A 15,835-nucleotide genomic window follows, 5' to 3' on the forward strand; every position below is an offset into this window, starting at 1 on the left:
TTCTGAGTTAATCAAACGTTTGTTTAAATGGTGAAAAATAATTTAAATAAACGTTTGATTAACTGTCAAAAGTGAAAAAATGTTTGTATAGCAACTATGGTATGATAGTTGCAAAAAGGTGGGAATAATGATAAATCTAGACATAGAGGTTTTTTTTCATCTCATGAAATAATAGATAATTATTATTCGTTATATGTAAATTTTTATGGAAGAATGGATAGACATAAAGTGAAACTTTAATCAGTAGTGGGGGTGTTCATCCCCCGTTGATTATTAGCCTTCACCAATCGGGTTCTTACTGCCTGTTTGAGCGGGATAAAAGAAGGATAGGAAGATGAGAGGAGGTAGGCATAGGGATACTGAATAAGAATTCGGTGTATTCTTTTTTTCAATGAATAAGGAATTTCCTGTGCTAATAAATGATGAAACGAGCAAGGATTATTTATAACCCTACTTCTGGGCGTGAGCTATTTAAGAAGAGCTTACCAGAAGTATTACAAAAATTAGAACAAGCTGGATATGAAGCGTCTTGTCATGCGACGACTGGTCCTGGAGATGCAACTGTAGCGGCGAGACAAGCTGCGGATCGTAAGTTTGATGTTGTTATCGCCGCTGGTGGTGACGGTACGTTAAACGAAGTGGTAAATGGTTTAGTAGGACATGAGCATCGTCCGAAGTTTGGAATTATTCCAGTTGGAACGACAAATGACTTCGCACGTGCGATCGGTGTACCTCGCGCTATAGAAGAGGCAGCCGATATTATTTGTGAAGGGAAAACAGTTCCTTTAGATCTTGGTAGAGCGAATGATACATATTTCATTAATATTGCTGGTGGCGGCCGTATTACAGAATTAACATATGAAGTACCAAGCAAGCTAAAGACAGTATTAGGCCAACTTGCTTACTATTTAAAAGGAATAGAAATGTTACCATCATTACATCCAACATATGTTGAAATCGAGTATGATGGGAAGTTATTACAAGAAGAAATTACGATGTTTTTAATTACAAATACTCGTTCAGTTGGTGGATTTGAAAAAGTAGCACCGTATGCATCGATTAACGATGGATTATTTGACTTATTAGTGCTGAAAAAAGGTTCTATCGCTGATTTAATTAAAGCAGCAACACAAGCGCAGCGTGGGGAACATATTAACAATCCGAAAGTACTATACACACAAGCAAATCGAATTAAAGTGCATTCACCAGATAAACTAATGATTAATTTAGATGGTGAGTACGGTGGGGATGCCCCGATGGAATTCGAAAACATATATCATTGTCTGGAATTATTTGTTCCTGAACATCAAGAGGATGCCCTGTAAGGGCATCTTTTTTTATTAGAATTGTAAATTGGAAGTTAGTTTGATTTTTATGGTATTTTTACAATTCATTTATTTTATATCCATATTTTATTGATACACTGAAGAGGATAAGAAATGAGAGGTAGGGTGCTATGGAGAAGGTAAAAGCAATACTATTTGATAAAGATGGGACATTAATGGATTTTCACTCAATTTGGATAAAAGTAGCGGAAGAGCTTGTAGCGGAATGTATAAATTTATATCAATTACCAGAGTCAATGCAGCAAGCTTTATTAAAAGAGATTGGTGTGGATGGGGTATTTGTTCATCCAAGTAGCGCACTAGCGGCTGGAACAAGCCTCGATGTAGCAAAGGGGCTTTGTAAGTATATTAAGTCATCTAAGGAAGAGGAGATGCATGAATGGGTAAGTGAAAAATTATTTTCGCTTATGTACGAGCATCGTTCCTATATGAAAATGACGGCAGATCTACCAAGAATTTTACAAAGTTTAAAAGATAAAGGATTTATTTTAGGTGTTGTTACAGCTGATGATTTTGCGCCGACAGAATTATTTTTAAAACAATATCAATTAGAATCCTTTTTTGATTATATTGTAGCTTCTGATACGTTTCCGGCACAGAAACCTGATAAAAGAATTATAGAATCCTTTTGTGAAAGGTTTCATTTAGAGGCATGTGAGGTGGCAGTCGTTGGAGATACGCCAACCGATCTATATTTAGCTAAAAACGGTGGTGATTGTTATGCTATTGGAGTACTATCTGGTACGGGGGACCGTAAAACTTTAGAACCACTTGCGGACTTAGTCGTAGAATCTGTTGGTGAGTTTATTTCTCATTCAGGTGAGTTTATTTGGGAACAAGGAAAGTCTAGTATGCAAGGGAAATAAGTCTATAAAGACTCTTGATGAGTCTTTATAGACTTATTTTTTATGCCTGGATACAAAGAGTATAGGATGAATACTAGAACGGAAAGTTGGCATGTATTTTGCAATAAAAAGAGAAAACAATGTAAAGAAAAGGATGGGGTACGCAATGAACACAAAAAAATTTGCTAAAGTAAATGAACAAATTCCAGGACCAAAAGCAGCAACTTTATTAGAGCGCCGCCAAAATATAGTACCAAAAGGAGTAAGTAACGGCATATCAACGTTTGTACAATCTGCAAATGGAGCTCTTGTAACAGATGTTGATGGTAATCAGTATATTGATTTTGCTGGGGCAATAGGGACAATTAATGTAGGGCATTGTCATCCGGCTGTTAAAGAAGCACTTCATAAACAAGTAGATCAATACATTCATACGGGATTTAATGTCATGATGTATGAGCCATATATTGAATTAGCGGAAAAGCTTGCTGCATTAGCGCCAGGAAGTTTTGATAAACAAGTACTATTTTTAAACAGTGGTGCTGAAGCGGTAGAGAATGCAGTGAAAATCGCCCGTAAATATACGAAAAGATCAGGTATTATTGCGTTTTCTAAAGGTTTCCACGGGCGTACATTGATGACAATGACGATGACAAGTAAAGTAAAGCCATATAAATTTGGATTCGGTCCATTTGCTCCAGAAGTATATAAAGCGCCATTCCCATATGAATACCGTCGTCCAGAGGGGTTAACGGAAGAGCAGTACGATGATTTTATCATTGAAGAGTTTAAGAACTTCTTTATATCAGAAGTAGCACCAGAAACAATTGCAGCTGTTGTTATGGAGCCGGTTCAAGGGGAAGGCGGATTTATCGTCCCAAGTAAGAAATTTGTTCAAGAAGTACGCAATATTTGTTCAGAACATGGCATCTTATTTGTAGCGGATGAAATTCAAACTGGATTTAGCCGTACAGGAAAATACTTTGCAATTGATCATTATGATGTCGTTCCAGATTTAATTACAGTGTCTAAGTCATTAGGAGCTGGTGTACCGATAAGCGGTGTTATTGGACGTAAAGAAATTATGAATGAGTCTGCACCTGGAGAGCTTGGTGGAACGTATGCAGGAAGTCCATTAGGATGTGCGGCTGCATTAGCGGTTCTGGATGTAATAGAAAAAGAAAAATTAAATGATAGAGCGATAGAATTAGGAAAAGTCGTAATGGACCGATTCCAAGAGATGAAAAATAAATATAATTGCATCGGTGATGTGCGCGGATTAGGGGCAATGTGTGCATTTGAGATCGTTCAAGATCGTAAGACGAAAGTGCCTGACAAAATATTAACAGCTAATTTGTGTGCGGAAGCAAATAAACGAGGATTACTTTTATTATCTGCGGGGACATATGGAAATGTTGTCCGTGTATTAATGCCATTGGTTATTACAGGTGAGCAACTTGAGGAAGGTTTAACGATTATTGAAGAATCATTACAAGCTTGTTATGAGCAAGCAAATATCGCCCGTGTATAAAAACTGAATGATAAATCGCAAACATTCTAGCTGACTCTATATAAAATGCAGAAAATTCACTTTATAATAAAGGTAGTGAAGTGAATCGATGGATTTGAAGTTAGGGGTGGCTAGGATGGTTGCAGAAAAGGAACGAGTGTTAATGGATTTAAAAGATGTATTTGAATATGCGTTTGACGAAATTTTTGTTACAGATGAGCAGGGAATCGTTGTACGTGTAAATAGTACATGCGAAAGGCACTATCAACTAGCTGCTGAAGAGTTAGTAGGTAAACATGTAAAGGAACTACAAAAGGATGGAATCTTTTATCCATCTGCAACATTAGAAGTAATTGAAAAAAAGAGACCGATTGAACTCGTTCAAACGACGAAATCGGGAGAGTATTTACATGTTCGGACGAGGCCAGTTTTTGATGATGAGGGAAATTTAAGAAGAGTGATTAGTTATTCTCGAGATCTTACTGAACTCTATCAATTACGACAAAAGGTAGAGGAAATGGATAATCAGTTAAAAACATACAAAAAAGAATTAAGGGAAACATATGAACATGAAGGACTTATTTTTAAAAGCATTGCTATGCAAAAAATAATAGAAACGATTAAAAAAGTATCTGTGGTAGATAGTACTGTTCTCGTTTTAGGTGAGACAGGCGTGGGAAAAAGCCGCTTAGTACGTCATCTACATGAAGTAAGTCACCGGAAGAATGAAAGTTTCTATGAAATTAATTGTGCGGCTTTGCCAACAAATTTAATTGAATCGGAGCTTTTTGGATATTCAGGTGGGTCTTTTACAGGTGCAAATCGTGAAGGGAAAAAGGGATTATTAGAGTCAGCACATAAAGGGACTCTATTTTTAGATGAAATTGGTGAAATGCCGCTTGAAATTCAAGCGAAGCTTCTGCAAGTATTGCAAGAAAAAACATTTCGTCCTATAGGCGGAAGAGAATTAAAAAAGGTGGACGTTCGAATTGTAGCGGCAACAAATAGAGATTTAAGTGAGATGGTGAAACGAGGAACATTTCGGAAAGATTTATATTATCGTCTGAATGTCATTCCGATTTCAATTCCGCCACTTCGGGAAAGAACAGAAGACATTTTACCACTCGTTTATCATTATTTACAGCACTTTAATAAAAAGTACGGACGTGATGTAAAGTTAGCACCTAGTACGTTACAAATGTTTGTTGGATACCCGTGGGAGGGAAACAATAGAGAAATAGAGAATGTAATTGAAAGAATTGTTATTACTGCTGACGATATCGTTACGATAGAGGATTTACCAATAGCAATGCAGGAATCAACAGTTGAACAGTCAGGTCAAAGTCTCTATAAAATGTTGGAAGAAGTGGAACGAAATATTATTTTAAAAGCGTATAAAACATGTGGATCAAGCTATAAAGTAGCAGAGTTTTTAAAAATAAGTCAATCTGCTGCCACTAGGAAGATTAAGAAGTTCATAGAGGAGGAAGAAAACATTGGATAAAAAATCGACGTTTGTAAATGTAGAGAAAAAAGCGATGTATATAAATGGTGAGTGGATTACACTGCAAGAGCAAATCGAAGTAAACAATCCAGCAACGAAAGAAATATTTGCAACTGTACCAAAGGGCGGGATAACAGAGGCAAAGCAAGCCGTTGATGCGGCGCATGAGGCTTTTAAAACATGGTCAAAATTAACAGCCGCGGATCGTGCAACGAAATTAAAAAAGTGGTTCACACTTATTGATGAAAATAAAGAAGAAATCGCAGCGATTATGACGAAGGAGCAAGGAAAGCCGTTTGCAGAAGCGCTTGGTGAAGTGAATTATGCAAATAGCTTTGTTGAATGGTATGCAGAAGAAGGGAAGCGCGTATACGGTGAAATGATTCCTGCTTCTCATCCGAACAAACGTATTTTAGTTATGAAGCAACCAGTTGGGGTTATGGCAGCTATTACACCGTGGAACTTCCCAGCGGCTATGATTACGAGAAAGGTAGCTCCAGCGCTTGCAGCAGGTTGTACAGCAGTTGTAAAGCCTGCAAGTCAAACACCGTTAACTGCATTGAAGTTAGCTGAATTAGCACACGAAGCGGAAATTCCAAAAGGTGTAATAAACATTGTAACAGGTAGTGCAAAAGCAATTGCTGATACGTGGATGGAAGATGAGCGCGTTCGAAAAGTGTCCTTTACAGGATCAACGGAAATTGGGAAAGAGTTAATGGCTAGCGCTGCGCAAACGATGAAAAAAGTTTCATTAGAATTAGGTGGTCACGCTCCATTTATCGTAATGAATGATGCAGATTTAGATAAAGCGGTAGAAGCCGTTATTGGTTCGAAATTCCGTAATGCAGGACAAACGTGTATATGTACAAACCGAGTATTCGTTCAAGAAGAAGTATACGAAGTATTTGTAGAGAAGTTCCAAAAGGCAGTAGGGCAACTTAAAGTCGGAGAAGGATTCGGTGCGGGAACTACTGTAGGACCACTTATTGATGAGAATGCAGTTTCAAAAGTACAAGAACATATTGAAGATGCAGTTCAAAAAGGTGGAGAACTTTTATATGGAGGCCAACAGGTTACAGAGCTAGATGGACATTTCATTCAGCCGACTGTAATTGGATTGGCAAATGATACAATGCTTTGTATGACTGAAGAAACATTTGGACCAGTTGCACCAGTTGCGAAATTTAAAACAGTTGAAGAAGTAATTGAACGTGCAAATAATACACCATACGGTTTAGCTGCGTATATTTTTACGAAGGATATTAGCCAAGCGTTCCAAATTAGTGAAGCGCTAGAGTACGGTATTATCGGTTTAAATGATGGTCTTCCGTCAGTTGCACAAGCGCCGTTCGGTGGGTTTAAAGAAAGTGGTATCGGGCGTGAAGGCGGTCATTTCGGCATCGAGGAATATTTAGAAATCAAATACATTTCATTAGGATTATAAGTAGTACACTAGAATCTCTATAAGGTAACAGAGAAGGAGATTCCAGTATGATATATTGGCTATTATTACTTGTTACAATTATTTTTGAAGTAGCTGGAACGATTGCGATGAAATTATCGAATGGCTTAACAAAGCTTGTTCCAAGTGTACTTATTTTCGTTTGTTATGGTATTTGTTTCAGTATCTTTGCTATCGTTGTAAAAAAGATTCACTTAAGTATTGCTTATGCGATCTGGTCTGGCCTAGGGACACTACTTATTACGATTATTAGTATATACTTCTTTAAAGAGCATATTAACTTATTCCAAGCGTGTTGTATTTTATTTATCGTTTTAGGTGTAATTGGACTTAAAGTATCATCGGCATCATGAGAGCTATCTTGTGTAGAAGATAGCTTTTTTCTATTTGTGAAGTTAGCAATTAATACGACAAAATATGACAAGAAAGTGTGAAGGGTTTTGTTATGATACATATGAAATGTTGTCTTATGTGGAGGAAAAAGTATGTTAAAAAAGGTGAGTCAAATTGTTTTAATTTGTGGCATAGTTTTTAGTTTAAGTGCTTGTACCGAGACTGAAAATAGTAATGAAAGTAAACAAGAGAACGTTCAAGAAAAAATTTATAAAATAGGTGAGACAGTAGATGTAGATGGTTTGCAAGTAACTCTCGATTCAGTCCAATTAGGGTATCCAGATTACACCATAGATAAAAAGAAAGATGATATTTTAGGGATTGTTTTCACGGTGAAAAATAATAGTAAAAAAGAAATACCTTTTGCATTTTACGAATTTGAGATTACAAATAAGAAAGGTACAAAGTTTAAAGAATATAAATATGATAGCTTCATTAGTAAAAAGGTAGCACCAGATGAAAAAATCCAAGACATCATGCGATTTGATGTAGATAAAGAAAATACATATATCGCCACATACAGGCCGGAGTTTACACGTGAGAATAGAACGATAAAATTTGAATTGAAACCAAATAAATAAAAAACACATTGGATTATCCAATGTGTTTCTTTATGGTAATTAATTTAAAACGCCCAGTTACCTTTACGGAAGATAGGCTCATGTCTGCCATCAGCTGTAATACCGTCAATATCAAGCTCAGCTGATCCAATCATGAAGTCGTTGTGTGTGATACTAGTGTTTGCTCCGTTTTCAGCAAGTTCTTCTTTAGACATTGTTTTTCCGCCAACTAAGTTAAATGCATAAGCATTTCCGATTGCAAGGTGGCAAGATGCATTTTCGTCAAATAGTGTATTGTAGAATAAAACATTTGTGTTTGAAATTGGTGAGTCATGAGGTACTAAAGCTACTTCTCCTAAGAAGTGAGAACCTTCATCTGTTTCTACTAAATGTTTTAAAGCTTCTTCACCAGCTTCAGCTTTATAGTCTACGATACGTCCGTTTTCAAATGTTAACGTGAAATTATCGATAATATTACCTGCAAATACTAACGGTTTTGTACTAGAAACTTGGCCGTTTACACCTGTTTTAAGTGGCATTGTAAATACTTCTTCAGTTGGAATATTAGCCATAAATGGTACGTTCTTTTCATTTAAGCTACCGGCACCAGCCCATACATGTTTTTCTGGAAGTTCGATTGTTAAATCTGTTCCAGGACCTGTATAGTGAAGAGCTTTATAATGCTTTTCGTTTAAGTAATCCACTTTTGTATGTAATGTTTCATCATGTTCTTTCCATGCTTCTACAGGATTTTCTAAATCAGCACGAGTAGCTTTGAAAATAGCATCCCATAACTTTGCTTCTTGTTCATCTGGCGCTACGTCAGGGAATACTTTCGCAGCCCATTCTTTCGTAGGAACAGAAATTACACACCAACTTACTTTATCGGCTTGTACGTAATCACGGTATACTTTCATCGCTTCACCAGCTACTTTATGAGCTGTTGCGATACGTGTTGCTTCTACACCTTTTAATAAATCAGGGTTTTCTGCATAGATAGACATAAATGCAGCGCCTTCTTTTGCTAATTCTTCACGAGCATGTGCTTTCCAAGAAGGGAATTCAGCAAATGCTTCTTCAGGAGCTAGATCGAACTTTAAGCGTGTTAACGTCTCATCATTCCAATCAACATATACGTGTTTTGCACCAGATTTATATGCTTTTTCTGTAACGAGGCGTACGAATTGTACAGCTTCAAGAGGTGCGCTAATTGATAAAGTTTGTCCGGGTTGAATATTAACACCAACATTAACTGCAAGGGCAGCATACTTCTCTAACGTTTGTTCAAATGACATATGTATAATCTCCTTTAGTTTGAAAGATTTCTTACTATATATAATACAAGAAAATTCTAAAAATATATATAAATATAAAGTAAAAAGAGAGCTCAAAATTTATTGAGCTCTCACATTTATTTAATGGAAGAAGCGAACTGTTCAACTGTAGTTGTATGGTGTATACGAACACGTTTCATTTTTAGCAACTCATCTGGTTCACCTTTCGTAATGAACTTTCCAGGCTTTGTTGTCGTCGCAAATTGATAATATTTCTTCGTTTCTGTAATGACTTTATCATCTACATGGCCGAATGGATAAGCAATTGCGATAACGGGCTTACCTGTTATTTTTTCTAGCTTTTCTTTCGATCCTTTTAATTCTTCTTCGTAGTTTGTAATCTTCGGTAAATCAGCATGTGTTGCTGTATGAGACTGCACTGAGAAAATACCGGAATCAACCATTTCCTTTATTTCATTTGTAGAGAGAGAACTTTCAACATCGACATTATCAACAATCATATATTCTGTTGCTGTCGGCTTGAAAGTATCGTCTTTTAGTTTTTGCAAAATATGAAATGCAGTCATATTATTTTTCATACCATCGTCAAATGTAACAAAAATTGGCTTGTTGACTTTATTAATATCGCCCCAGCGTTCAAACGTTAATAATGTATAACCGTTATCTTTTAAATATTTCATTTGGCCTTCAAAGTTAGCAGGTGATACGAATAAGTCTTTAATGCCTTGTCCATGATAATCATCGATTGCATGGTACATAAGAACGGGAACCTTTTGCTCGAAAGTAATAGCAGATTTTGTGAGTGAGATGATTTTTCCATCTTCCTTGACTCCTGTTGCTTCAATTTGGAACTCACCGCGTTTTCCTTCAAATTCTTTTATGTCAAATGGAAGTGTAAATTGTTTCTCCTTTTCTTTAGAAGAAAAAGATTTAGCATGTTCCTTTCCATCCGCAGTGCGCCAAATTTTATATTGTACTTCGGTTAGAGAATCTTTTATTTCTGTAATATGGATACTTGTGTTTGTAGAATCGTGTGTAATCGGATTATAAGAAATTTTACCTTGTTCTTGCACAGTCTCCTCTTGTTTTTTAACTTCTTGAACCTTTTTCTCTTTTTTAGGTTCTGGACTTATAGTGCTAGTATTACATCCTGCTAGAATAGCAGACGTACATAAAGCAATTGTTGCGTATTTTCTCATAAAATCACCTTCTATTGTGTAGTATGTTGCATACTTATATTTAAAATCCCCACCGCTGTAAGAGCGGTGGGGACTTACCCTTGTTTATCGTATCATTTTTAGATGGGGGATAGGTTAGTGACTGTAAACAGATCTCTTCTTTCATTTTTTAGTAAGATTTAAAATATCTTATGGTTTACTTTATAAGAGATGCGAATTTCTCCATTGACATATCAGGTCCTACAAAATGGCGTTTAATTAAGAGTTGCTCGTTTGGGGTGCCTTTTGTAATATGATTGCCGTGATCGGTAGTTACTGCGAACTCATAATGTTTTTTTGTTTCTTCGACAGCTGGGTCATTATAAGAGCCGACTGGGTAGGCGAGAGCGATGACCTTTTTACCGGTAAGAGTTTCAATTTTTTCTTTAGAACCGCTTAATTCCTCATCATAATTACCTGAATGAGCCATCATTGTATGATTTGCAGTATGAGATTGAATAGAAAAAATACCTGAATCTATCATTTGTTTTATATCATCTGTTGATAGACGGTTCGGTTTGTCTATCTCATTTGAAGTAAGAAATTCAGTTGCTGCAGGTTGGAATGTATCATCTTTTAATTTTTGTAAAACATGAAGAGCATTCATATTATTTTTTCGACCATCATCCATTGTTATAAAAATAGGTTTATTAACACGGTTTATATCATTCCAACGTTCAAATGTGAGCATCGTATAACCGTTATCTTTTAAATACTGCATATGTTTTTCGAATTGTTCAGGCGGTACGTATAAGCCGTAATCACCATCACCTGGTCCAGGGTATTTTTCAATCGCATGATACATCAAAAATGGTACATGTTGCTGGAATGTAATTTTAGATGTTACTAGATTTGTTTCCGTATTATCTTCTTTAATCCCTACTGTTTCAATTTGAAATTCTCCACGTTTTAAATGAAATGTTTTTAAATGAAGTGGGAGGGCAAAATCACGATCTTTTTCTTGTGAAGTAAAAGTTTGTTTGCTTTCAGGTCCATCGGCAGTGCGCCAAATATTGTAACGTACTTGTTTAAATGAATCTCTTAAGTTTTTTGTATAAAGCGTGGTGTTTTGTGCGTTATATTCATACGAATCCCATGTGATAGCCCCTTGCGTTAAAGGGATTTCTACTGTTTTTGCTTGTGCTTTTTTTGGTTCAACTGCTTGTTCCGCTGTTGTTTCTTTTATTTGTTTATCACTAGCATTACTAGTGTTACAACCTACGAGAATAGCAGAGGAAAGTAAAGCGATATATGTATATTTCTTCATTCTATCATCCTTCTATTGTGTTTTAATTATAGTCACTTATACCCTTGTCCATCATATCATCATAGAATATATAGGGGAATACATTTTTGGAATAATTCGGAAAGGGGTCTTGCGTTTTTTTGGAGTAGTTTATATATAGAAGATAGTAAAAAACTCCACTCAAACTTCATTTAGAAAAATAGAAGTAAGGTGGAGTTTTTTATTAGATAAATAATCCAGCGATTGTCGCAGATAAAATAGAAGCAAGTGTTGACGCGAATAGCATTTTCCAACCAAATTTAGATACGACGCTTCCTTGTTTTTCAGAAAGGGCACGGATTGTACCAACAATCGCACCAATTTGGCTAATACTTGCGAAGCTAATTAAGAATACTGTAACGATTCCAACTGTACGTGGAGCTAATGTTGTAACTGTTTCTTTTAAATCAAGGATTGCTACAAACTCGTTTAATACAATCTTCGTACCCATAATACCACCAGCTGGGATAATATCTTGAGTTGGAATACCCATTAAGAATGCGAATGGAGCAAGTATATAACCGAAGATTTGTTGTAACGTAATAGCATGTCCCATTGCACCTGAAGCTGCGCTAATTACGTAGTTTACAACTTCCATAACACCGATGAAAGCAATCATTAATGCAGCAACGATCCCAGCTACTTTTAACCCGTCAAGCGCACCGTTAATCATTGCGCCAATAAAACTGTCTCCAAATAGAGTTCTATCAAATTTTTGAATCACTTCGTCTTCTTTTTTCGTATCAACTGGTGTTAATAACGAACAAACGATTAAGCTTGAGAATAAGTTTAGCGGAAGAGCAGCTAGTACATATTTCGCATCTAACATCATTACGTATGATGCTGTAACAGAAGCAGAAACGGAGCTCATCGCAGAACAACAAATAATAAACATACGGTTTTTGTTAAAATGCTGTAAATCATTTTTAATAACGATTAACGCTTCACTTGAACCGAAGAATACAGAGTTTACTGCGTGGAATGATTCAACGCGTGGTAAACCAGTAATTTTTGAAATTGCACCGCCGACAACGCGAACAATAAATGGTAAAACACCTAAATAACTAAAGATCGAAAGTAGTGCTGAGAAAAATACGATAATTAATAATACATTTAAGAAAAAGACAAAATCTCTTTGAATCCCATTAAAGAGAAAATCGACACCTGTCGTACCAAGTTTAATTAGTTTGTTGAAAACTTTACTAATGAAAATAATGATTTGTTGACCAACCTTTGTAGCAAACATAAACCAACCGATTAAAATTTGGAAACCAATCATAATTGCAATTGCGCGGAAGTTGATTTTACTTTTGTTGTTTGACAAAGCAAAACATAAACCTAAAACGACAAGAATACCGATAATGCTCATTACATATTGCATGTAGTTGCCCCTTTCAGAAGTTCGTATAAAGTTTGTACATAAAACGCTCGTTATATTACTAAAAATAAAACAAAGAGGTTTTATGTCATACGTAAGATGTCTGACCTTTTAGAAAAGTAAAAATAAAAAAAGACCCATATGGATTCACTTTCATCTATGAGAGAAAGCTAATCAATATGAGTCCTTTTTTGCGCATAGGCTAATATTCATTAGTTTTCCCCATAGTCCAGCAATTTAAGGTTGCCGGGTAGAAACTCTCGATCCATATTATCGAGTATATATGAGGTAACATCGTCCGTATTAAATTAGTAGTAGCGTAACATTACTAGAGAACTATCGTCAATAGCTTTTTTTCTTCCAATAGAAATAGACCATATAAGTATGATAAAATGTAACGCAGTGTTATGAAAAAGAGAGGTCGGAAAATGAGTACAAAAATGACGCCACCAGTTGAAAAAAACGAGTTTATAGATGTAGTATTTGAAGATTTAACACACGATGGTGCCGGTGTTGCGAAAATAAAGGGTTATCCTATTTTCGTTAAAAACGGACTACCAGGTGAAGAAGCACAAATTAAAATTATTAAAGTGAAGAAAAACTTCGCGTTTGGTCGTTTGATAAAACTTCATACAGAGAGCCCGTATCGTAAAGATGCAGAATGCCCAGTATACAACCAGTGCGGCGGTTGTCAGCTTCAGCACTTAACATATGAAGGACAATTACAAGCGAAAGAAAAACAAGTACGTGACGTTATGCAGCGTATCGGCGGGTTAAGCGATGTCCCTGTTCATCCTGTACTAGGCATGAAAAACCCATGGGTATACCGTAATAAAGCACAAGTACCGATTGGGGAACGTGAAGGCGGACTTGTAGCTGGCTTCTATCGTCAAGGAACGCATGACATCATTAATATGGAATCATGCTTAATTCAGGCAGAAGAAAACGATGCATTAATTCAAGAAGTGAAACGTATTTGTGAGAAACATGGTATCTCGGCATACAATGAAGAGCGTAACAAAGGAACACTACGCCACGTAATGGCTCGCTACGGACAAGTAACAGGGGAAATTATGCTTGTCTTCATTACACGTACAGCAGAATTACCAAACAAAAAAGCAATCATTGAGGAAATTGCAGCGAAATTCCCAGAAGTAAAATCAATCGTTCAAAACGTAAATACGAAACGAACAAACGTTATTTTCGGTGATACAACGACAGTACTGTACGGATCAGAATATATTTATGACTTTATCGGTGACATTAAATTCGCGATTTCAGCACGTTCATTCTATCAAGTAAACCCAGAACAAACGAAAGTGCTATACGATAAAACGCTAGAATACGCAAAGTTAGATGGTAACGAAACAGTAATTGATGCATATTGCGGAATCGGATCAATCTCTTTATTCCTAGCGCAAAAAGCGAAAAAAGTGTACGGCGTTGAAATCGTCCCAGAAGCAATCGAAGACGCAAACCGTAACGCAGCACTAAACAACATGACAAACGCTGAATTTGGCGTAGGAGAAGCAGAAGTAGTCATTCCAAAATGGTACAAAGAAGGCGTAATCGCCGACACAATGGTCGTAGACCCACCGCGTAAAGGTTGTGACGAAGCGCTATTAAACACAATCATCGACATGAAACCAAAGCGCGTCGTATACGTATCATGTAACCCAGCAACATTAGCACGCGACTTAAAAGTACTAGAAGAAGGCGGATATAAAACACAGGAAGTACAGCCTGTTGATATGTTCCCGCATACGACTCATGTGGAGTGTGTGGCTTGGCTTAAGTTGGTATAATAGAAAAGCAGTTGATATAGGAAAAATCTATACCATCTGCTTTTTGGTTTACAAAAATACCATTCATAAGCGATTTTAGTTAAAATAAATATTGCTGATTTTCACAAATTATAAATTGAGAGTTTGAAATTGCATTCATAATGAGAGGATTTGAATTTGAAATGATAGATAATTTTTGGCGTGAATTACCACGACCATTTTTCGTACTTGCACCAATGGAAGATGTGACAGACGTCGTTTTCCGTCACGTAGTAAGTGAAGCTGGCCGACCGGATGTATTCTTCACAGAGTTTACAAACTCGGATAGCTATTGCCATCCAGAAGGTATGAAAAGTGTACGTGGCCGTTTAATTTTTACAGAAGATGAACAACCAATGGTAGCACATATTTGGGGAGATAATCCTGAATATTTTCGTCAAATGAGTATAGGTATGGCAGAGTTAGGATTTAAAGGTATCGATATTAATATGGGATGCCCAGTACCGAATGTAGCATCGAGAGGAAAAGGTAGCGGCCTTATTCTACGTCCAGACGTTGCAGCAGAATTAATTCAAGCAGCAAAAGCGGGCGGATTACCTGTCAGCGTAAAAACGCGACTTGGCTTTAAAGAGTTAAGTGAGTGGGAAGATTGGTTAACGCATATTTTTAAACAAGATATTGCAAACCTTTCTATTCATTTACGTACAAGAGAAGAAATGAGCCAAGTAGATGCGCACTGGGAACTAATTCCGGAAATTAAAAAATTACGTGACCGCATTGCACCAAATACGTTAATAACAATCAATGGAGACATTCCTGACCGTCAAACTGGAATGGAACTTGCTGAAAAATACGGTATTGATGGCGTTATGATCGGGCGAGGTATTTTTAAAAATCCGTTTGCTTTCGAAAAAGAGCCAAGAGAGCATAGCAGTAAAGAACACTTAGATCTTTTAAGACTACAGCTTGATTTACAAGATCAATATGCAGAAGTACTGCCACGCTCAATCACGGGACTTCATCGCTTCTTCAAAATTTATGTAAAAGGATTCCCTGGAGCTGCGGAACTAAGAAATCAATTGATGAGCACGAAATCGACTGATGAGGTGCGTGCGTTGCTTGATAAGTTTGAGGCAAGTGTTAACACGGCTGGAGATAGTGAAACAGTGTAACTTTTGAAAGTTAGAGCTGCTGGGGTGTATCGATTTTATGAGCGTTTGTTTCAGTTTAATTAAGGTGAGCTGTATCATAAGTAA

The 15,835-nt window shown here is 36.6% G+C and carries 13 protein-coding genes and 1 riboswitch; of the genes, 9 read left to right on the forward strand and 4 right to left on the reverse strand.

What is annotated here, in order from left to right; all coding sequences use genetic code 11:
* Window positions 1-419: 419 nt before the first annotated feature.
* From BTOYO_RS15270 to BTOYO_RS15300, 7 genes are all read left to right on the forward strand, one after another.
* Window positions 420-1,325: a diacylglycerol kinase gene (locus BTOYO_RS15270; RefSeq protein ID WP_000977668.1), complete on the forward strand. Its 906-nt coding sequence runs from the start codon at window positions 420-422 to the stop codon at window positions 1,323-1,325.
* Window positions 1,326-1,456: 131 nt separating this feature from the next.
* Window positions 1,457-2,212, forward strand: a complete 756-nt coding sequence (locus BTOYO_RS15275; protein ID WP_000416652.1) for an HAD family hydrolase — start codon at window positions 1,457-1,459, stop codon at window positions 2,210-2,212.
* Between the two features lie 145 nt (window positions 2,213-2,357).
* Entirely contained in the window at window positions 2,358-3,722 is a 1,365-nt protein-coding gene (gene gabT, locus BTOYO_RS15280) for a 4-aminobutyrate--2-oxoglutarate transaminase (RefSeq protein WP_001093028.1), read from the forward strand.
* A gap of 115 nt (window positions 3,723-3,837) precedes the next feature.
* Complete coding sequence (locus tag BTOYO_RS15285) at window positions 3,838-5,205, forward strand: sigma-54 interaction domain-containing protein (protein WP_000225129.1); 1,368 nt, start codon at window positions 3,838-3,840, stop codon at window positions 5,203-5,205.
* A complete protein-coding gene (gene gabD / locus BTOYO_RS15290) occupies window positions 5,198-6,649 on the forward strand; it encodes an NADP-dependent succinate-semialdehyde dehydrogenase (protein WP_000358974.1) in 1,452 nt (483 codons plus the stop codon). Before BTOYO_RS15285 ends, gabD begins: the two co-directional genes overlap by 8 nt.
* 47 nt (window positions 6,650-6,696) lie before the next feature.
* On the forward strand, window positions 6,697-7,020 hold the full coding sequence (locus tag BTOYO_RS15295; protein WP_000641000.1) for a DMT family transporter: 324 nt from the start codon (window positions 6,697-6,699) through the stop codon (window positions 7,018-7,020).
* 132 nt (window positions 7,021-7,152) lie between these two features.
* Window positions 7,153-7,641, forward strand: coding sequence for a DUF4352 domain-containing protein (locus BTOYO_RS15300; protein ID WP_000915101.1), 489 nt, complete (start codon window positions 7,153-7,155; stop codon window positions 7,639-7,641).
* A 44-nt stretch (window positions 7,642-7,685) separates the two neighbouring features.
* On the opposite strand, the gene BTOYO_RS15305 is transcribed toward BTOYO_RS15300, so the two are convergent.
* The 4 genes from BTOYO_RS15305 to BTOYO_RS15320 all read right to left on the reverse strand — a co-directional run bounded on the left by BTOYO_RS15305 (window position 7,686) and on the right by BTOYO_RS15320 (window position 12,798).
* Window positions 7,686-8,915, reverse strand: coding sequence for an aminopeptidase (locus BTOYO_RS15305; RefSeq protein WP_000007352.1), 1,230 nt, complete (start codon window positions 8,913-8,915; stop codon window positions 7,686-7,688).
* A gap of 116 nt (window positions 8,916-9,031) precedes the next feature.
* Window positions 9,032-10,114, reverse strand: a complete 1,083-nt coding sequence (locus BTOYO_RS15310; protein WP_001233762.1) for a polysaccharide deacetylase family protein — start codon at window positions 10,112-10,114, stop codon at window positions 9,032-9,034.
* A 175-nt stretch (window positions 10,115-10,289) separates the two neighbouring features.
* Window positions 10,290-11,399 carry a polysaccharide deacetylase family protein gene (locus tag BTOYO_RS15315; protein ID WP_000760986.1) on the reverse strand — a complete coding sequence of 370 codons (1,110 nt, stop codon included), beginning with the start codon at window positions 11,397-11,399 and terminating at the stop codon, window positions 10,290-10,292.
* A 202-nt stretch (window positions 11,400-11,601) separates the two neighbouring features.
* On the reverse strand, window positions 11,602-12,798 hold the full coding sequence (locus BTOYO_RS15320; protein ID WP_001200495.1) for a NupC/NupG family nucleoside CNT transporter: 1,197 nt from the start codon (window positions 12,796-12,798) through the stop codon (window positions 11,602-11,604).
* A gap of 202 nt (window positions 12,799-13,000) precedes the next feature.
* Window positions 13,001-13,102: riboswitch (purine riboswitch) on the reverse strand.
* A gap of 121 nt (window positions 13,103-13,223) precedes the next feature.
* Between BTOYO_RS15320 and rlmD the strand changes: the two genes are divergently transcribed.
* Together rlmD and BTOYO_RS15330 are read left to right on the forward strand one after the other, a co-directional pair.
* On the forward strand, window positions 13,224-14,600 hold the full coding sequence (rlmD, locus tag BTOYO_RS15325) for a 23S rRNA (uracil(1939)-C(5))-methyltransferase RlmD (protein WP_000105007.1): 1,377 nt from the start codon (window positions 13,224-13,226) through the stop codon (window positions 14,598-14,600).
* Between the two features lie 161 nt (window positions 14,601-14,761).
* Entirely contained in the window at window positions 14,762-15,751 is a 990-nt protein-coding gene (locus BTOYO_RS15330; protein WP_000566715.1) for a tRNA dihydrouridine synthase, read from the forward strand.
* Window positions 15,752-15,835 lie beyond the last annotated feature (84 nt).

It is taken from the genome of Bacillus toyonensis BCT-7112, assembly GCF_000496285.1.
Lineage (GTDB): Bacteria > Bacillota > Bacilli > Bacillales > Bacillaceae_G > Bacillus_A > Bacillus_A toyonensis.